Here is an 18057-nt window from a genome sequence, read left to right on the forward strand (position 1 = left end):
GCAGGCGCAATGTTGAGCACTTTTGCACGTAAAAGCCAGGCCTTACTTTCGGATCACATCACAAAAGGAAGATCCAATGGCGACCCACGCAGTGTTTACACTATCCCTAACCAATCCTGACAGATTGGCGCAGTACCGCGAAGTTGCAGCGCAAGCGCTGGCCAAACATGGCGGGGCTGTCGTGCAAGCGTCTGGTAGCATCACGCGCCTGGACGGAGACCAAGACACGCCAACGATGGCCGCAGTTCTGAGTTTTCCTGATGCAGATGCGGCACTGGCCTGGCATGCAGACCCAGAGCTGGCTGAGACACACGACTTGCGTCGGGGGTCCGGCAATACAAACCTTATCCTTCTGGGATAAAGTAAAAGGCCCGCAGGACAGTCCGGCGGGCCTTTCGGTAGATCATTTAAAAGTTCATTACTTCTTCAAAGCAACCAAGATATCCGCCAACAGCTCTTCTTGCGTCGGGCCTTTTGGTGCTTCCGGTTCTGGCGCTGCCTCTTCTTTCTTCTTCATCTTGTTCACGGTGCGCACCAGCATGAACACCACAAAGGCGATGATCAGGAAGTTGATGATGGCCATGATGAAACGACCGTAGGCAAACACAGCCGCACCTGCTTCTTCCGCTTCTGCGATAGATGCGTATTCACCGTCACCCAACAAAGCATACATGCCGCTAAAGTCCACGCCGCCCATGAACAGGCTGATGATAGGATTGATCAAGTCAGCAACAAGTGACCCGACGATCGCTGTGAAGGCAGCACCGATGATGATCCCAACAGCCATGTCCATGACATTGCCTTTGGCAATGAAATCTTTGAATTCTTTAAGCATTTTAGTTCCCTCGTTTTGTCGAAATGGCCGTCGTCTTTTTGTAAACGTTCGCCTGCGCACATGGCCTAGCACATCTTCGCGCCTATTGAAGACTGTTTTTACGGGGGAAACTGACTAGTTTTGCCTCATAATTCATCAGGAGAACACGATGACCGACCTTAGCGCATTTCCGATCACCAAAAAGTGGCCCGCACAAGATGCAAACGTCTTGCAGCTTTATTCCTTCCCCACACCCAACGGGGTGAAAGTGTCCATCGCCCTTGAAGAAATGGGAATCCCCTATGAGGCGCACACAGTGACGTTGTCCGATGCTGACGTAAAAAGCCCCGAATTCCTGTCACTCAACCCAAACAACAAGATCCCCGCTATTGTTGATCCGGATGGCCCGGATGGCGCCCCCTTCGGGTTGTTCGAATCTGGTGCGATTTTGATCTATCTGGCTGAAAAGTCTGGAAAGTTGATCGGCAAAACCGCAGCGGACAAAGCCAAGATTATCCAATGGGTCATGTTCCAGATGGGGGGCTTGGGTCCGATGTTCGGGCAATTGGGGTTCTTCAGCAAATTCGCGGGATCCGAATGGGAAGATAAGCGTCCACAACAGCGCTACATTGACGAAGGCAAACGGCTACTTGCAGTTCTGGACAAAGAACTGGACGGCAAAGACTGGATCGCAGGTGACTATTCCATCGCAGATATTGCGATTGCACCATGGCTGGCCGCTTTGGATTTTTACGGAACCAAAGAACTTGTCGCATGGGAAGACCACAAAAATGTCGTGGCCTACCTCGATCGCTTTCTGGCCCGCCCTGCCGTCGTCAAAGGGCGCACCATTCCGCCGCGCGGTTAAGCGGGCAAGGCACCTGTCAAAACATAGCGGAGGATCTGGACAACCTGGGCCGGGTCCTCTGCAACCGCCAACGCGGCAGCATCGACTTCTTTCAGAGCATGGGCGTGATCCGCACCGTGTAGCACGATCAGGGATTTGCCCAGCGCTGCCGCGTAGCCCGCATCAAACGCGGCGTTCCATTGTTTGTACTTTTCGCCAAAACGCACCACCACGACGTCCGCATCCTCGATCCCTTTGCGGGTGCGAATAGCGTTCATTTGTGCGCCCTTGCAGTCATGCCAGAACTTGTTCGGTTCGTCCCCAAGGATCGCCACACCGCAATCATCTGACGCTGCATGGTCCGTCACAGGGCTGTTGAACGCCACATCAAGGTCACTTGCGCCTTGCGTGATCTGCTCGCGCCAATCGGTATGGATTTCACCGGAAAGATATACGTTCAACATGCCATGTCTCCTGTTTTGAAAGGGTCAGCCGCGCAGCACGCCGCCGGTGGCCTTGATCACTTTTTCAATCACCTTTGCACCAACCGCTTCGATGTCCGCATCTTTCAGTGTGGCATCCTTTGGTTGCAAACGCACAGTAATGGCCAAGGATTTTTTGCCTTCGCCCAAGCTGTCGCCGATGAATTCGTCAAACACACGCACATCATGGATCAGCGCTTTGTCGGCACCGGCGGCGGCATTGACCAGCGTCAATGCTTCGACGTCCGCGTCCACAACAAATGCGAAGTCACGTTCTACTGCTTGCAGGTCACTGATGGTCAATGCGCCTTTGTTGGCTCCGGCTTTGCGTGGCAACGGAATCTCGGACGGCCATAGGGTAAAGCCCATTGCAGGGCCTTTGATGTCCATCGCTGCCAGTACTTTTGGATGGATTTCCCCGAATATACCCAACACCTTTTTAGGACCAAGGCAAATTTTGCCATGGCGGCCCGGATGCCAGCAGTCGGGTGCGCCGCGCATGATTTGTACTTTTGCAGGCGCCCCCATGGCGGCCAAAACGGCCTCTGCGTCGGCTTTGATGTCAAAAACATCGACGTCGCGCGATGCGCCATGCAAGTCTTTGGGGCCTGTGCGGCCCACCAGCAATCCAGTGACTAGATTGTGTTGTTCGCCCGGTTCGCCCCCATGAAATGCAGGGCCGACTTCGAACAAGGCCACATCTTGAAATCCACGTGCCTGATTGCGGGCCGCGGCCTGCAAAAGCCCCGGAAGCAGCGCGGGACGCATGTGGCTCATATCTGAGCTGATGGGGTTTTCCAGCATAGTCGCGTCATCGCCGCCACCAAACAAAGCCGCTGAGGCCTGGTCGATGAACGTATATGTTACACATTCATTATAACCCAAAGCAGCAGCGGTCCGGCGCGCCATTTGTTCGCGGCGCTGCATAGGTGTCATGACCGGCTTAGACACACCATCCGTCAAACGTGGCAAAGGCACGCCTTTCAGCTTGGTCAATGACGCGATCCGCGCCACTTCTTCGACCAGATCGGCCTCACCTTGCACGTCAGGCCGCCAGCTTGGGACATGCGCCATATCACCTTCCAAGCGGAATCCAAGGGCGGTCAAGGTCTGGCGCTGGGTGCTTTCGGGAATAACCATGCCCACCAAAGATTGCACGCGTGCTGCGTCCAGCTTGTAAGCCCGCGCTGTGTTCAGGTCTTTGCCAGCAACAACAACTTCAGAAGCTTCGCCGCCGGCGTGATCCACGATCATGCGCACCGCACGTTCCAGCCCTTCGTAGGTGAAGGCAGGGTCGATGCCCCGTTCAAAGCGATACCGCGCGTCCGAGTTTATCTTGAGGGCGCGGCCTGTGTAGGCGATTTGAACCGGATCCCAATAAGCGCTTTCGACAAAGACATTCACAGTGTCTTCGGTGCAGCCGGTGTCGAGCCCCCCCATGATACCTGCAATGCTTTCAGGACCAGTATCATCGGAAATGACCATTTGACCCGCTTGCAGCGCGTAGGATTTTTCATCCAAAGCGATCAGCGTTTCATTGCCTGTGGCACGGTGCACACGCAGGTTGCCTGCAACTTTATCTGCATCAAAGACGTGCAACGGGCGGTTGCGATCATACGTGAAGAAGTTGGTCACATCGACAAGGAAAGAAATCGGCCGCAAGCCGATTGCCCGCAAGATATCCTGAAGCCATGCCGGGGACGGGCCGTTTTTCACGCCTTTGATCAAACGGCCATAAAAGACCGGACAGCCATCGCGCGTGTCCTCGTCGATGCTGACCTGAATGTCCGACGCAAAGCTGGCAGGCACATATTCCACGTCACGTGATTTGAGTGTGCCAAGGCCCCGTGCCGCCAGATCGCGTGCGATGCCTTCAACGCCAAGGGCATCGGGGCGGTTGGGTGTGATTGCGATTTCAATGGCAGGATCGACTTTGGCGGGATCGTGTTCCGCCAGCCAATCAACAAAACGCTGCCCCACGTCACCTGACGGCAATTCGATGATACCGTCGTGTTCATCCGACAGCTCCATCTCGCGCTCTGAGGCCATCATGCCAAAGCTTTCGATGCCGCGAATTTTGCCCACACCGATGGTGGTATCGATGCCCGGCACGTAAACGCCGGGTTTGGCCACAACCACCGTGATCCCCGCCCGCGCGTTGGGGGCGCCGCAGATGATCTGCTTCATGCCTTCATCTGTGTTGACCTGACACACCCGCAAACGGTCTGCATCGGGATGCTTTTCAGCACTTTCGACGTAGCCGATGGTAAAATCAGCCAGTTTCGCGGCACGGTTTTCGACGCCCTCAACTTCGAGACCCAGGTCGGTCAGCGCATAGAGGATGTCATCAAGAGACGCATCAGTGTCGAGGTGGTCTTTGAGCCAAGAGAGCGTGAATTTCATCGCGGGAGTGCCTTTGGGAAATCGAAAGATTTGTCTTCCCTGTGCAATGACAAAGAATGACCTCAAGTGCAAGCAATGGTGCGCTAAAGCGACACCTTACGGGTAGGTAGGCACACGACCCAACAGTTCATCCAGTTGCCGCCCAATCCAGCCGTGCGGGATAAAGTGCCCGCCGGGATGCGTGTCCAGAACCACGCCCGTTCCCATCGCGCAATCGGCCCACTCCGTGCGCTGAAACGTCAGAAAATCAACCACATTGTAGCTGCTTTGCACATGTCCGTCCCCGCAGCCCATCCGCTGGCGCCACAAGGCCACCGGATAGGTCGCGTCCCCGTCTGCCCCGTATTTAAAATCCAGCACATTGTCATTTAGCCCATGCACATGGCGCACATGTGTGGGGGTTTGTGCGCAGTCTTCGCCTTGCGACAGCGTTCCCGAAATCCCCAGCAGGGCACGGACATTCATCTGGCCGCCACGATCACAGGCCACACGCCACGCCATGATCGAGCCGTAGGAATAGCCCGAGATGAAAATGTTATTGCGGTCAATGGGATAGCGTTTGGCAACATCCTCAAGAACGGCCTGTGCAAATGCCACATCCTCGGTTTCCGGGGACCACATGTTCCACGTTTTGCGCAGCCCGTTGGGCGCAATCAGCAACACCCCGCGCCGCCGTGTGGCCCCTGAAATGCGCTGATGTTGCACAGGCAAAGCACCAGTGCGTTGCCAGCCGTGAAAGTGGATCAGAACAGGCATCGCGGTTTCGCCATCCCAATCGTCGGGCTCCCTGACGTGATAGGACCGGTCACCCACGGCGCAGGGCACATCCAAAAGACAATCGCGTTTCCAAGGGCCCATGGCATGGGCAGGCAGTGTGACAAGGGCAAGCAGCAGGGCGATGGCGTATTTCATACGCCTTACATGGCGGATGGTGTTGGGGAAGTCATCTCACAAAATCGTGGCGCCATAAGACGAAACCCTTCACTTGGCGTTCTGATCCAGCTTGCTTTTGACCCGCAGCACCGACGCCATTTGCGCCTGACGAATCCGGGCCTCTTTGCGTGTGTATGTTTCATGGGCATGCAAAAACACCACAAGCGGTACACTGGCCGTGCCGACCGCGAAATATACTGCAAGATTGCCGGAAAACAGAGTTACCACATGCACGACGAAACAAAGCGCTGTGATGGACCGCACGGCCCAACGCGACACTGAAGGTACTTTGCGCTGACACCACGCATAGTAGTCGGAAAAACGAACAACGAGGTAATGCAAAGGCCTACCTACTCAACCCGCCATGCAATGTCGGTGTGTCCAACGCCGCAAACCCGTAGTGCCGCAGCCAGCGCAGATCGCTGTCGAAGAACGCCCGCAGGTCGGGGATGCCGTATTTCAGCATCGCAATGCGGTCGATCCCCATGCCAAAGGCAAAGCCCTGCCATTCGGCCGGATCAATGCCGCCCGCTTGCAGCACTTTGGGATGCACCATGCCAGAGCCAAGGATTTCGAGCCAATCGTCGCCCTCGCCCACTTTCAGCGTGCCTCCTTCCCAAGAACAGCGAATATCGACTTCGGCTGATGGTTCAGTGAACGGGAAGTGTGACGCGCGGAAGCGGATGTCCACGTTATCAACTTCGAAATAGGATTTCACGAATTCTTCCAGAACCCACTTGAGGTTGGCCATGGAAATATCTTTGTCGATCGCCAGCCCTTCGACCTGATGGAACATGGGTGTGTGGGTCTGATCGTAGTCCGCGCGGTACACGCCGCCCGGGCAGATGATCCGCGTGGGCGCGCCCGTTTTCTCCATCGACCGGATTTGCACGGGGCTTGTGTGGGTGCGCAACACGTGTGGCGGGCGGTCGTCGCCTTCCGCGCGGTGCATGTAAAATGTGTCCATTTCGGCACGCGCCGGATGGTGGCCGGGGATGTTCAGCGCGTCAAAGTTATACCAGTCGGTGTCGATGCGCGGGCCTTCGGCCACGGAAAATCCCATCTCTGCGAAGATGGCCGTCACCTCTTCGGTGACTTGGGAAATCGGGTGAATGGACCCACGACGTTGCGGACGCGTCGGCAAGGTGACATCCAGCCATTCAGTGCGCAAACGCGCATCCAACGCGGCATCGGCAAGACCCGCCTTTTTAGCGGCCAAAGCGCTGTTGATTTCATCCTTGAGGGCATTCAGCGCCGGACCCGCTGTCTGGCGTTCTTCGGGAGTCATTTTGCCCAATTCACGCATCTTCAACGCAACTTCGCCTTTTTTGCCAACAGCAGCCAGGCGAATGTCCTCAAGGGCGGCTTCATCAGCAGCACCTGCGATTTGGTCAAGATATTTGGCTTTCAGATCGTCCATGACGGCCCCTCAAATAATGTTGCACTCTGCTAGCGCCCGAGGGTTTTGATTGCAAGCCGTGCCATTACAAACGACAGCCAAACCGTAACCTTTGGTTGACAAAATCAAACGGAAACACAGGATAGGCTGGGTAAACATAAGGGGTAGGCCCAATGCAAGAAGACGATCCATGGGCCCTGACGCCGACCGCATCCAAGACCGATGTGATTGCGCAGACACCGCATGACCCCATGCATTATGCGTTGGACAGGATCACGGATGTGACCCCTTTGGACGGCACCACAGACGAAACAGTGCCCGCCGCACTTTGGCCCGCCGTCTTTGGTCCGTTGCCACAGTCCCCCGATGCGGCAGCACCTGCCAGTTTTGCAATTCTGGATGCGGCCAAGATCACAAACCTGCCTCAGATGTTGGAAGGATCCCGCCTGCCACATCAATGCTTGTTTCAGGGCAAGGCCTTGGAGGATCTGGGGGATGCAGCCCCTTGGATCGTTGCACTGGAAGACAACAACCGGTTTGTGCGGGGCCTGTTCACACAGTCTTCTGCGCCTTGGGATGTTTGGGACACGGACGGCGGCGTGATCTTGCGGTCGTATGAAGACTTGAACAGTTTACGGACCCATTTCCGCAAGTTTACCAAAGTCCGCGACGAAACGGACACATGGATGTTTTTCCGTTTTTGGGAACCCTCATGGGTGGAACGTCTTGCCGAGGTTCTGGACCCAAGCCAACTGCACGCCCTGCTTAAAGGCGTCGAGGCGTTTGGGGCCAAAAGCGGTGAAGACTTTGTTACTCTGCGACCAACCTAGACGCTGGTTCGGTCAATTCCTGAGCATTAAAAAAGGCCAGCCGCGCCTCGGCTGAGTGATCCTGATTAAAGAGAATAGCATCCGTTAACGTCCGCGCCTCAGCGGCATCTGGCATGTCTGCACGTTGCGCCACAAGGATCAGGCCGATCGTGGCGCCGTAAAGCGTGTCGAAACTGGTAAACCCACTTTCAAAAAGCTGATCAATCACAGCATCAAGAGCGTCCCGTTCTTCGGCCCATGCAGGTTCTTCCAATATCACTTGTTCTGCCACACGCCGCTTCAGGCGCACAGTTGCGGTTTCATTCAAAGCGGCCATTTGGGCTTTGGAAATGCGAAACATTTTCTAGACTTTCAAATGCAGGGGCTTCAGCGGCTCAGGTATCCAAACGCCAAGTTCATCAATCGCGGCTTGTGCATTTTCCCAAAACACCCGTTGCGCTGCTGGATCAAGGTTTACCGCTGCCCATCGCAGGATTTGGTCGGCAATTATCTGGTTTTCAACAATAGACAGCTCGTCCAAAGGGGGGAAGTATTCCAATTCATCCTTTGGATTCCACCCATGTCTGGCGCACATTTGAGCGTCCCACATGCTGAGTTTTTCCGGTGCATCGGTGGGAAGCTCTGAATCGCGCATCTCAAGAATGTGGCTGATGGCATCAGGATCATTCACGGCCGCAACCGTCGCGTCAAACATTCCCGGAAAGTAAATCAAAACGCTGGCCCAAGATGAAATATGCGGTTTTTCAGAATGGGTCGCTTCAAAATTGATCCCCAGTTCCAAGAAGCTTTGTTGCTCTTGCGCCGTCCACGCCAAAGGACCATCGGTGAAAACCCAGTCGCGGATATCGGGCAAAGGATTAGGCGATTTCACTGCCGCTTGCCGCAGTCGAAGTATCATATCGCGCAGTGCTGCACGGCACTCCGCCACCCCACGCTCGGACACAAAGCCAAGCTTTTCCCAAAACGGCTCTGTCACATCCATAGAAAAGTAGGCTGCCAAAGTGCCCCAATGTTCGGGTGTTCGGGCTTGTGCGTGTTGTCTAAGGGTCATGGGATTGCCGCATTAAAAGGAATACTCGGCGGGAAGAAGAGCGATGGAATCATACGAATACCGCGATAGATCAGATATCCAATCCCAACAGTAGCGGCCCCGCCGGCCACGACTTTTGCAGCACCACCCGGAGTGATTCCGGGATTCGGATCCACCCATTCAGAGGGTTGTGGTGCAGGGCGTTCCGCCCAGTTTCTCGCACCTGGAGGCGGAGGTCCGCAAAAGTTCTTTTCCAATTTTTTCAATAGCTTGCCAAGTCCGCGTTGCTGATCTGTGATCGCTTTGTGATGTGTATCCCATCCCCGCGTCCCTGGACCACTTGCACCGTTGATTTGCTCGCGAAACCGATGCACGAGACCATGCGTCCCGCCATTGCCTGCGGCACGTTTGTCTCGATTGATGTATTCATCGATCTTTTTGCGAATGGCTTCGCAGATAGTGTTGGGGGGCGGACAGTTTCCGGTTGTACAGGTCATACGCAAATACTCAAAGCTAACGTCGCTAACATGACGCGTTTTGCCGCTAACTCAAGTCAAAATAATTCGTCTCTACAAACGAAAAAGCCGCCCCGAGATACCGGAGCGGCTTTTCAAAGTCGACTTGAGCTTGGCTTAGTTGGCCAAAGCTGCCTGTGCTTGGGACACGATCGCACCGAATGCTTCGGGCTCGTGTACTGCCAGATCGGCCAGAACCTTACGGTCCACTTCGATGCCAGCCAGGTTCAGACCGTTGATGAAGCGCGAGTATGTCAGCGCCTCGTCGTGGGAGCGCACAGCCGCGTTGATCCGCTGGATCCACAGCGCACGGAAGTTGCGCTTGCGGTTATGGCGGTCACGGGTTGCGTATTGGTTGGCTTTGTCCACCGCCTGGCGCGCGACCTTAAAGGTGCTCTTGCGACGGCCGTAGTAGCCTTTGGCGGCCTTGATGACCTTCTTGTGACGGGCGTGAGTGACTGTGCCACCTTTGACTCGAGACATATTGTAATTCCTTCTGGCTTAACGGTCGTAGGGCATGAAGCCCTTGATGATTTTTGCATCTGGCGCAGACAAAGCTGTCGTGCCGCGTGCGTTGCGCAGGAATTTGTTCGTGCGTTTGATCATCCCGTGCTGTTTGCCAGCCTGGGCGCCCATGACCTTACCGGTCGCGGAAACCTTAAAGCGCTTCTTGGCGCTCGATTTCGTCTTCATCTTTGGCATTTCCGTCTCCTGAGTTTGAGTTCGGTATTTGCGCGACTCGGCATGCCATATCGGCCGGACGCGCGGAACGAAGTTGGGCTATAGGGGGGAACGGCATGTGACGCAAGGGTGTTTTGGCCCATGCGCACCCCGAAAAAGAACCCCTGTCGCCACCAAGGGCAGCTATAGGGGGGGGGGCTGCCCGATGAGAGCAGAATAAATCTGGCTTGCACTTCACCTTGAAAGCACCATCAAGCCATCAAAATCTGTACATATCAGCCCAATAGGCTACCAAATGCTGCGACCAGAAACTTAAGTCCCGAGGTGTATTCATGAACCTGACACGTCTTGTTTACTACAGCCAACGCAATCCGTCTGAAAAACTGGACTGCCAAACACTGATCGAAACGTGCCAAACCAACAATGCGCGGCAAAATCTGACAGGAATTTTACACTACAACGGAGACCATTTCTTGCAGGTGCTTGAAGGCGGACGCGTTGAAGTGTCCGCCCTGTACCACCGTATTTCACGCGATTCCCGTCACGCCAACATCATCTTGCTGTCATGTGCCGATGTGCGCGAACGTATGTTTTCAAAGTGGTCCATGGGCTTGCATCAGGGCATGGATGAACGGACCCGCGAAATCTATCTACGCTACTTCTCGACGGATAATGTGAACCCCGAAACGGTGAACGTGGACAGCCTGCTGGACGTGCTTCAGGACATTGCAATCGAATTGGCGCCAACACGGTAAGTCGTTGGCGCTGTGAAACTAGAATTAAACGCGTAAATCGCCGCCATATCACCGGCGGCGTTTTAGCTTTTGTGTCTCTGCTTCGGCACGACGGTTGCGGGCCTCTGCCTCGTTCAAACGGCGCTGCATTTTCGCAAGCGCGGACACGTAGGCTTCGCTGTCATTTGCTTCGATACCGACACCGCGGCGCTGGCCCAAAACAAACCCCAGCACACCAGACAGAATCATCATTCCCGCCCACACCATGATTGTGGTTGTCATTTCAGTTCTTCCCTTCGGTGATGCGGGTTATCTGAAAATCAACGCGGCGGTTTTCTGCATCCTCTGACGCATCCCCCTGAGCAAATGGCAATTGCGACCCAAAGCCCATCGGTTCAAAGTTGTCGACCAACAGATCAAGGTCCGCCAAAACCGCGAGCGCACTGTCGGCGCGGTCCCAGCTGAGTTTCAGGTTGCTGGCCTCGTCGCCGGACGGATCGGAATGCCCGGCCACGACAATATGGGCTTGCGGACAATAGCGTACAGCGATGCCCAGCATCCGCAATGTATCGCGCCCATCTGCGTTGATACCCGTTGAACCGGCGTCAAAGCCGATGACGGTTTGGGCCATAATATCTTGAAGATTATCTACACAGTCGCGTGCTGCCACCACATCGGCAGCTGGTTTCAGCTGTGGGGTGGGTCTAATGACAGGTGCAGGGGCCGGCGCCGGGGGCAAGGCCCCAGGCACTTCCGTCAAGGAAAACGCAAGCGTCGTATCGGCACGTTGGGAAATCACAATGTCCTGCGGCGTGGCAAGCGCAGCGGTCGGGTTGCTTGCATTCGTGCTTTCCGCGCCTTCTTGCACAGCGGCGGTTCGGGTAATCGTCATGCTGTCGGTTCCCGACTGCGACCATGCAGTAAATGCCCCGGCACCCAGCAAAGCAAATCCAAGCGCGCCCGCAACATAAAGCACAAAGGGCGTTTTGCGTTTGCGCCCCGACATCACACGCTGAGCCGCCGCGTGGCTTAGACCCGCTTTGCGCAACCGTGCAGTCGCCGGTTCAGTTTTACCCAGCCCTTGTGCCATTTCATCCCCCGATCAAATCAGCGCAGCTTTTTTACGCGAAAAACGTCACTGTCGTGCTGTCCGCGCTTATCTCGATATTCACATTGATCCCCAACAAGGCTGCCGATTCCCGAATAACAGCCTCGTTTTCGCGTAGCGGCAGAAGGCTTTGCTGATCATTCAAGACCAAGGTCAGACCCAATTCACGCACAGTGTGTTGCAACACCGTTTTTAGTCTATGTGAATAAAGGACAGGCTGCATTTAGGGATCCACAATTACATCGTACCATATTTTGTGGTAGCACCTAGAGCTTCAAGGCACAAATCTACAAATGGCTCTTACAGATACTTTTCAAGGCTTTTTCTGAATTCGCGCGCCCAACAAAAACGCATCAGGCCCTAAAGGATCTGGGCCACCACACGCACAAAGGCATTGGGCACATCTTGCAGGCTATATCCGTTGGGCTTTGTCTGGATCGCGTAGATAATCAGCCCACCAGCGATTAAAATCGTAATTGCCGACGCACGAGGCGCCCGCCTGTCCGTTAAGGCAGACAACATCGAAGGGATCGCAAAAATGGCGACAATAATCCCCACGACCAATGCAATATCTGGTTCCATTGTTCGTTACTCCACAATATGTGGGTAACCTACTCTGGATCAGTGTTGAAAATCAAACGCTCGTCACAGGGCGCCACACGCAGAATGTTGGTTGTGCCTGTCACATTGAAAGGGACACCTGCCGTCACAAGGATCTGATCGCTTTCATCCGCATACCCCTGATCGCGCGCGGCTTTTGCGGCGCTCACCACAGCCCCTTTGAAACGATCCATCATGCTTGTTTGTACGCAGTTGATGCCCCAGCTTAACGCCAACCGACGGGCTGTACCAACCAGTGGTGTCATCGCGACAATCGGCACGCGCGGACGTTCCCGTGCTGTCAAAAGCGCTGTGGTTCCGCTTTGAGTAAAGCAGCAAATGGCTTTGATGTCTGTTGTTTCTGCGATCTCACGGGCAGCGGCCACAATACCGTCGGCAACAGTTGTGCGATTGGCGGTGCGGCTGGCTTCGATGATTTGGCGATACGTGCTGTCGGCTTCGACCTCTTGCGCCACATTGTCCATGGTGCGCACCGCTTCGATGGGGTAGCCGCCTGCAGCACTTTCGGCGCTCAGCATGACGGCATCGGCCCCTTCATAGATGGCAGTTGCCACATCAGAGACCTCGGCGCGTGTCGGCATCGGGCTCTCGATCATGGATTCCAGCATCTGGGTCGCCACAATCACAGGCTTGGCCGCAGCACGGCATTTGCGCACCAACCGCTTTTGAATGGGCGGCACATTTTGCACAGGCAGCTCCACACCCAGATCGCCCCGCGCGACCATGATCCCGTCGCTGACAGCCAGAATATCATCAAAGCGGTCCACCGCGTTTGGCTTTTCGATCTTGGACAAGATCGCCGCGCGCCCCTGAACCAACGCACGCGCTTCCTCGACGTCTGCAGGGCGTTGCACAAAGCTAAGCGCCAACCAATCGACACCCAACCCACAGACACATTCCAGATCGGCCTTGTCCTTTTCAGACAGCGCCGCCAACGGCAGTTCCACATCGGGCACGTTGACACCTTTACGATTGGAAATCACGCCTCCGATGACAACGGTGCAATCGGCAAAATCCTTACCGCAGGCCTCGACCCGCAACCTGATTTTCCCGTCATTGACCAACAAGGACGCGCCGGGTTCAAGTGCCGCAAAAATCTCGGGATGCGGCAGGCAAACGCGGGCGCTGTCGCCTTCGGCTTTGTCCAGATCAAGGCGAAATTTTGCGCCTTCGTCCAGCATCTCACTGTCACCGGCAAACACGCCGACACGCAATTTGGGGCCCTGCAAGTCAGCCAGAATACCGATAGTGCTGTTCAAATCCTGCTCGACCTGACGGATGATGGCATGTTTTTCGGCAATTTCCTCATGGCTGCCATGGGACATGTTCAGACGAAACACATCTGCGCCCGCCTCATGCAAGGCGCGGATCATGTCATAGCTGTCAGAAGCTGGTCCCAAAGTAGCTACGATTTTCACGCTGCGCAGTCGTCTCATGATGGGGCATCCTTGCTGTTATCGCTATCAGTTGCAGCCTTATCGCCCAATTCACATTCCGGAGCAACTGCCGTAAACCTCATGGCAGCACCAAGGTAACAGACCCATGACATTTGAACCATTTTTCACCCACGGCGCATCTCGCAGCAACCCTTGGCTGATCACATGTGATCACGCCAACAACACCGTGCCAGACTTTGTGAACGGCGGGGATTTGGGGCTGGCTCAAGCAGACATGCAACGCCACATCGCCTATGACATCGGTGCAGCCGGGGTGACACGCGCATTGGCTGACATACTGGATGCGCCCGCAATTCTGTCGAATTTCTCAAGGCTTGTGATCGACCCCAACAGGGGCATGGACGATCCAACGCTGCTGATGAAACTGTACGATGGCACAATCATTCCGGGCAACAGGACAGCGGACGACGCAGAACGCCAGCGCAGGATCAATGGCTGCTACACGCCCTACCACACGGCATATGAAACTTTGGCAAAGCGTCCCAATACGGTGCTGGTGTCGATCCACAGTTTCACCCCCCAACTCAAAGGTCGCGACCTGCGGCCGTGGGAAATCGGCGTGCTCTATCACACCGACACACGCATGGCCCTGCCCTTGATGGACAGCCTCAGCGCCGCGCTAGACACCCCTGTCGGCAATAATGAACCCTACGCAGGGCACCTGCCCGGCGATGCCATCGATCAGCATGGATTACAAAAGAACCGGCCAAATGTACTGATCGAAATCCGCAATGACCTGATTGAAACAGAGCAAGATCAAGTGAAATGGGCACACTTCCTTGCAGCGCATCTTGTAAAAGCCCGTGCCATGACCAACCTTTGATCCAACTTCATCTCGCAAAACAAACCTCGGGGTCCGGGGCCGCGCCCCGGTCCGACCCCATGCAAAAGGACCGATCCTATGGACCCTCAAACCCAACTCGAACTTGAAGCAGCAGCATTTCGCCGCCTGCAAAAACACCTGATGGAAGACCGCACAGACGTGCAAAACATCGACATGATGAACCTGACAGGGTTCTGCCGGAACTGCCTGTCACGCTGGTATCAGGAAGCGGCCAATGAACGGGGCATCGACATGACAAAAGATGAAGGGCGCATGGCCTTCTACGGCATGACTATGGATGACTGGAAGGCAAACTTCCAAACCGACGCATCAGGCGCACAACAAGATGCGTTCAAAACTGCCTTCAAAGAAAATGTGACAGACAAGTAAGGTGGGGTTCAGCCCATCTCACCAATCTTAAATCGCAACTTTGCGGCTTTCATCCAGATAGATCTCGCGCAAGCGCTTGGACACATGTCCGGGCACACCGTCGCCAATCTGCGCGCCGTCAATCTCGACCACACCGTTCACGAACATCGTGGCCGAGGTAATGAACGCCTCGTCAGCCTCTTTCGCCTCGTCGATGGTAAAGTTGCGCTCTTCCACTTCCATCTGCGCCTCTTGCGCGAAACGTAAAACGGCGGCGCGGGTGATGCCGTGCAGAATGTCGTTGGACAAAGCACGTGTGATGATCTTGTTGCCTTTGACGATATAGGCGTTGTTCGATGTACCTTCGGTCACAAAGCCATCTTCGACCATCCAAGCGTCATCGCACCCTGCGGCCTTTGCCATCATTTTGCCCATGGACGGGTACAGCAATTGAACGGTTTTGATGTCGCGGCGGCCCCAACGTTCATCGGCGATGGAAATCACTTTGATGCCGGCTTTTGACGCGGGGCTTTCGGTGACACCCGGCTTGGATTGCGTGAATAAGACGACGGTACAAGGCGTTGTTTCAGGGTCAGGAAAGGCAAAATCGCGGTCAGCCGGTGCGCCGCGTGTGATCTGCAAATAAACGCCGCCATCCACGACGTCGTTGCGCGTGACCAGTTCACGGTGAACTGCCAGTAATTCATCTTTGGTGATGGGGTTTTTCATGCCCAACTCGCCCAATGACCGCTCCAACCGCACCGCATGCCCGTCAAAATCCACCAGCTTGCCATCCAGGACAGACGTCACCTCATAAACCCCATCCGCCATCAGGAACCCACGGTCAAAGATAGACACTTTGGCTTCGTTTTCGGCAACATATTCACCGTTCAAATAGACTGTGCGCATTGGATTTATCCCCATAGTGTGGCTGACGGCGGGTGCACGCCAGCGGCATCGAATGTCAAAGGTTCATCACGGTCTTCGGCCAGAAGAAGCGGGCCGTCAAGGTCCGTTATCAGCGCACCTTGGGCCACCAAAGTCGCCGGTGCCATCGCCAAAGATGACCCGACCATGCATCCGACCATAACCTTGTAGCCCTCAGCCAACGCAGCATCACGCAGCGCCAAAGCTTCCGTCAAACCACCAGTCTTATCCAGCTTGATGTTCACCACATCATATTTACCGCGCAATTTGGGCAAGCTTGCTGTGTCATGGGCACTTTCGTCTGCGCAAACAGGCACAGGGCGTTCCATACCCAACAAAGCGTCGTCTTCGCCCGCAGGGACCGGCTGCTCAACAAGGGCAACGCCCAAGCGCACCAAATGAGGTGCAAGATCGGCATAAACTTCAGCAGACCAGCCTTCGTTGGCATCTACAATGATGGTGGATTTAGGGGCACCGCGCCGCACGGCTTCCAAACGCGGCATGTCATCAGGCGTGCCCAGCTTGATTTTCAACAACGGGCGAAAGGCGTGCTCGGACGCTTGGGCCTGCATGGCTTCGGGCGTATCCAATGACAAAGTATATGCCGTGATCTCGGGGGTCGGGGCAGACAGACCGGCCAGCTCCCAAACACGTTTTCCGACCCGTTTGGCTTCTATATCCCAAAGCGCACAATCCACCGCATTTCGCGCGGCGCCCGCCGGCAATAGATCATACAACGCCTGGCGGGTCACATCGCCAGGCAATCCCTTGATCTGATCTGTCACGCTGTCAAGGCTTTCACCATAGCGGGCATAAGGCACACATTCGCCCCACCCTTTGTGGGTGCCATCATCCAGATGAACCGTCAGCACCTTGGCCTCGGTGCGAGACCCGCGCGCAATGGTAAACACCTGCGCCAACTTGAAAACGTCATGGCTCACATCAATGCGCATTGTATCCCCCGTTCATCTCGCAAAGAAAACCTCCGCCGGAGGCATCCGGCAAAGGCAGCATAGACCGAACCTTTAAAGTTCAAGCAAACGATCCACCAAAGGCCCCGCCCCAAAGCGGAACGGATCGGTCGCGGGCAGACCCATGCGATCCTCAATCTCTGACAGACAGGCCCGCGCCTCTGCTTCGTCCAGCGCTTTGGTGTTCACTGACACACCAGCAATCTGGCAGTCTGGATTGGCCACACGGGCAATGGGCAAAGCCGTATCACGCAACTGCTCCAAAGAAGGCAACGTGTAATGCGGCAAACCACGCATGTGCGTGCGGGTTGGCTCGTGGCACAAAATCAGCGCATCGGGTTGGCCACCATGAATCAAGGCCATGGTCACACCGGAATAAGACACGTGGAACAGGCTGCCTTGGCCTTCAATGTGATCCCAATGGTCGGCATCATTGTCAGGGGTCAGGTACTCAACAGCACCAGCCATGAAATCAGCAATGACCGCATCCAAAGGCACGCCCTTGCCTGTGATCAAAATCCCGGTCTGTCCTGTTGCGCGAAAGTCTGATTTCAAACCGCGCTTTACCATTTCAGCGTCCATGGACATGGCCGTGTACATTTTGCCACACGAACAATCGGTGCCGATGGCCAACACACGTTTGCCTGTGCGCTTTTCACCGTTGGCGATCGGGTAAGCCACGGAAGGCACACGCACATCATGCAAAGTACGACCATTGACTTTGGCAGCAGCTTGAAGCTCGTCTTCGTCGCGCAACAGGTTGTGCAGGCCAGCAGCCACATCGTAACCCATCTTCAGAGCCTTGACGATCACCACTTTCCAAGCATCGGAAATGATACCGCCACGGTTGGCAACACCAATCACCAACGTCTTGGCGCCTGCGTTCAGCCCTTCTTCCAGCGTCAGATCGGGAATGCCCATATCCGCGCCGCATCCTGGCAGGCGGAACTGGCCAACTGCATTGTCAGGACGCCAGTCCTTGATACCTTGTGCAACTTTAGCAGCCAATTGATCAGGCGCGTCGCCCAGGAACAAAAGATAAGGTGTTTGGATCATAGCGAAGCCCCCACGGTATTAATGAATGTGTCAGTTTCGGGCAATATCGCTGACCTA

24 protein-coding genes are annotated in these 18057 nt (G+C 55.3%); 6 read left to right on the forward strand and 18 right to left on the reverse strand.

Going from position 1 to position 18057, the window contains the following annotated elements:
• Window positions 1-76 precede the first annotated feature (76 nt).
• Entirely contained in the window at window positions 77-361 is a 285-nt protein-coding gene (locus ABJL60_RS14060) for a DUF1330 domain-containing protein (RefSeq protein ID WP_348375994.1), read from the forward strand.
• Window positions 362-418: 57 nt separating this feature from the next.
• Here the strand turns inward: ABJL60_RS14060 and mscL are convergent, their stop codons facing one another.
• A complete protein-coding gene (mscL, locus tag ABJL60_RS14065; RefSeq protein WP_348287776.1) occupies window positions 419-835 on the reverse strand; it encodes a large conductance mechanosensitive channel protein MscL in 417 nt (138 codons plus the stop codon).
• Between the two features lie 148 nt (window positions 836-983).
• Here mscL and ABJL60_RS14070 point away from each other — a divergent pair, with 148 nt between their 5' ends.
• A complete protein-coding gene (locus ABJL60_RS14070) occupies window positions 984-1682 on the forward strand; it encodes a glutathione S-transferase N-terminal domain-containing protein (protein ID WP_348375995.1) in 699 nt (232 codons plus the stop codon).
• Here the strand turns inward: ABJL60_RS14070 and ABJL60_RS14075 are convergent.
• From ABJL60_RS14075 to pheS, 5 genes are all read right to left on the reverse strand, one after another.
• Window positions 1679-2125, reverse strand: coding sequence for a YtoQ family protein (locus ABJL60_RS14075; protein WP_348375996.1), 447 nt, complete (start codon window positions 2123-2125; stop codon window positions 1679-1681). The two genes, ABJL60_RS14070 and ABJL60_RS14075, sit on opposite strands and share 4 nt — an antisense overlap.
• Before the next feature lie 24 nt (window positions 2126-2149).
• Window positions 2150-4546 (reverse strand): phenylalanine--tRNA ligase subunit beta, encoded by a 2397-nt coding sequence (gene pheT / locus ABJL60_RS14080; protein ID WP_348375997.1) that lies wholly within the window; start codon window positions 4544-4546, stop codon window positions 2150-2152.
• A gap of 96 nt (window positions 4547-4642) precedes the next feature.
• The gene (locus ABJL60_RS14085) at window positions 4643-5458 is read right to left on the reverse strand and encodes a polyhydroxybutyrate depolymerase (RefSeq protein WP_348375998.1); all 816 of its coding nucleotides are present in this window, start codon (window positions 5456-5458) and stop codon (window positions 4643-4645) included.
• Window positions 5459-5527: 69 nt separating this feature from the next.
• The gene (locus ABJL60_RS14090; RefSeq protein WP_348375999.1) at window positions 5528-5758 is read right to left on the reverse strand and encodes a hypothetical protein; all 231 of its coding nucleotides are present in this window, start codon (window positions 5756-5758) and stop codon (window positions 5528-5530) included.
• A gap of 67 nt (window positions 5759-5825) precedes the next feature.
• Window positions 5826-6899, reverse strand: coding sequence for a phenylalanine--tRNA ligase subunit alpha (pheS, locus tag ABJL60_RS14095; protein WP_108827155.1), 1074 nt, complete (start codon window positions 6897-6899; stop codon window positions 5826-5828).
• 152 nt (window positions 6900-7051) lie between these two features.
• Between pheS and ABJL60_RS14100 the strand changes: the two genes are divergently transcribed.
• Window positions 7052-7708 (forward strand): DUF4123 domain-containing protein, encoded by a 657-nt coding sequence (locus ABJL60_RS14100; RefSeq protein WP_348376000.1) that lies wholly within the window; start codon window positions 7052-7054, stop codon window positions 7706-7708.
• Here ABJL60_RS14100 and ABJL60_RS14105 read toward each other — a convergent pair.
• The 4 genes from ABJL60_RS14105 to rpmI all read right to left on the reverse strand — a co-directional run bounded on the left by ABJL60_RS14105 (window position 7689) and on the right by rpmI (window position 9955).
• Window positions 7689-8048, reverse strand: a complete 360-nt coding sequence (locus ABJL60_RS14105) for a hypothetical protein (RefSeq protein ID WP_348376001.1) — start codon at window positions 8046-8048, stop codon at window positions 7689-7691. The genes ABJL60_RS14100 and ABJL60_RS14105 overlap by 20 nt on opposite strands.
• A 3-nt stretch (window positions 8049-8051) precedes the next feature.
• Window positions 8052-8759, reverse strand: coding sequence for a hypothetical protein (locus ABJL60_RS14110; protein WP_348376002.1), 708 nt, complete (start codon window positions 8757-8759; stop codon window positions 8052-8054).
• A gap of 611 nt (window positions 8760-9370) precedes the next feature.
• Window positions 9371-9736, reverse strand: coding sequence for a 50S ribosomal protein L20 (rplT, locus tag ABJL60_RS14115; protein ID WP_108827150.1), 366 nt, complete (start codon window positions 9734-9736; stop codon window positions 9371-9373).
• An 18-nt stretch (window positions 9737-9754) separates the two neighbouring features.
• On the reverse strand, window positions 9755-9955 hold the full coding sequence (gene rpmI / locus ABJL60_RS14120; RefSeq protein WP_108827149.1) for a 50S ribosomal protein L35: 201 nt from the start codon (window positions 9953-9955) through the stop codon (window positions 9755-9757).
• Between the two features lie 311 nt (window positions 9956-10266).
• On the opposite strand from rpmI, the gene ABJL60_RS14125 reads away from it, so the two are divergent.
• Window positions 10267-10689 carry a BLUF domain-containing protein gene (locus ABJL60_RS14125; protein WP_348376004.1) on the forward strand — a complete coding sequence of 141 codons (423 nt, stop codon included), beginning with the start codon at window positions 10267-10269 and terminating at the stop codon, window positions 10687-10689.
• 48 nt (window positions 10690-10737) lie between these two features.
• On the opposite strand, the gene ABJL60_RS14130 is transcribed toward ABJL60_RS14125, so the two are convergent.
• The 5 genes from ABJL60_RS14130 to pyk all read right to left on the reverse strand — a co-directional run bounded on the left by ABJL60_RS14130 (window position 10738) and on the right by pyk (window position 13833).
• Entirely contained in the window at window positions 10738-10950 is a 213-nt protein-coding gene (locus ABJL60_RS14130) for a hypothetical protein (RefSeq protein WP_348287754.1), read from the reverse strand.
• A 1-nt stretch (window position 10951) separates the two neighbouring features.
• Window positions 10952-11758 carry an OmpA family protein gene (locus tag ABJL60_RS14135; protein WP_348376005.1) on the reverse strand — a complete coding sequence of 269 codons (807 nt, stop codon included), beginning with the start codon at window positions 11756-11758 and terminating at the stop codon, window positions 10952-10954.
• A gap of 31 nt (window positions 11759-11789) precedes the next feature.
• Window positions 11790-11999, reverse strand: a complete 210-nt coding sequence (locus tag ABJL60_RS14140; protein ID WP_348287751.1) for a hypothetical protein — start codon at window positions 11997-11999, stop codon at window positions 11790-11792.
• A 137-nt stretch (window positions 12000-12136) separates the two neighbouring features.
• Window positions 12137-12358 carry a hypothetical protein gene (locus ABJL60_RS14145; RefSeq protein ID WP_348287749.1) on the reverse strand — a complete coding sequence of 74 codons (222 nt, stop codon included), beginning with the start codon at window positions 12356-12358 and terminating at the stop codon, window positions 12137-12139.
• 29 nt (window positions 12359-12387) lie between these two features.
• Entirely contained in the window at window positions 12388-13833 is a 1446-nt protein-coding gene (gene pyk / locus ABJL60_RS14150; protein WP_348318700.1) for a pyruvate kinase, read from the reverse strand.
• A gap of 106 nt (window positions 13834-13939) precedes the next feature.
• Here pyk and ABJL60_RS14155 point away from each other — a divergent pair, with 106 nt between their 5' ends.
• Together ABJL60_RS14155 and ABJL60_RS14160 are read left to right on the forward strand one after the other, a co-directional pair.
• Entirely contained in the window at window positions 13940-14677 is a 738-nt protein-coding gene (locus ABJL60_RS14155) for an N-formylglutamate amidohydrolase (RefSeq protein WP_348376006.1), read from the forward strand.
• 78 nt (window positions 14678-14755) lie between these two features.
• On the forward strand, window positions 14756-15067 hold the full coding sequence (locus ABJL60_RS14160; protein ID WP_348287568.1) for a DUF1244 domain-containing protein: 312 nt from the start codon (window positions 14756-14758) through the stop codon (window positions 15065-15067).
• A 27-nt stretch (window positions 15068-15094) separates the two neighbouring features.
• Here ABJL60_RS14160 and ABJL60_RS14165 read toward each other — a convergent pair whose 3' ends face one another.
• The 3 genes from ABJL60_RS14165 to dgcN all read right to left on the reverse strand — a co-directional run bounded on the left by ABJL60_RS14165 (window position 15095) and on the right by dgcN (window position 18000).
• Window positions 15095-15955, reverse strand: a complete 861-nt coding sequence (locus ABJL60_RS14165) for a D-amino-acid transaminase (protein WP_348287570.1) — start codon at window positions 15953-15955, stop codon at window positions 15095-15097.
• 5 nt (window positions 15956-15960) lie between these two features.
• A complete protein-coding gene (gene dgcA, locus ABJL60_RS14170) occupies window positions 15961-16926 on the reverse strand; it encodes an N-acetyl-D-Glu racemase DgcA (protein ID WP_348287572.1) in 966 nt (321 codons plus the stop codon).
• A 72-nt stretch (window positions 16927-16998) separates the two neighbouring features.
• Window positions 16999-18000, reverse strand: a complete 1002-nt coding sequence (gene dgcN / locus ABJL60_RS14175; protein WP_348376007.1) for an N-acetyltransferase DgcN — start codon at window positions 17998-18000, stop codon at window positions 16999-17001.
• Between the last annotated feature and the right edge of the window lie 57 nt (window positions 18001-18057).

This window comes from Ascidiaceihabitans sp. (assembly GCF_039986515.1).
In the GTDB taxonomy this organism is placed as follows: domain Bacteria; phylum Pseudomonadota; class Alphaproteobacteria; order Rhodobacterales; family Rhodobacteraceae; genus Ascidiaceihabitans.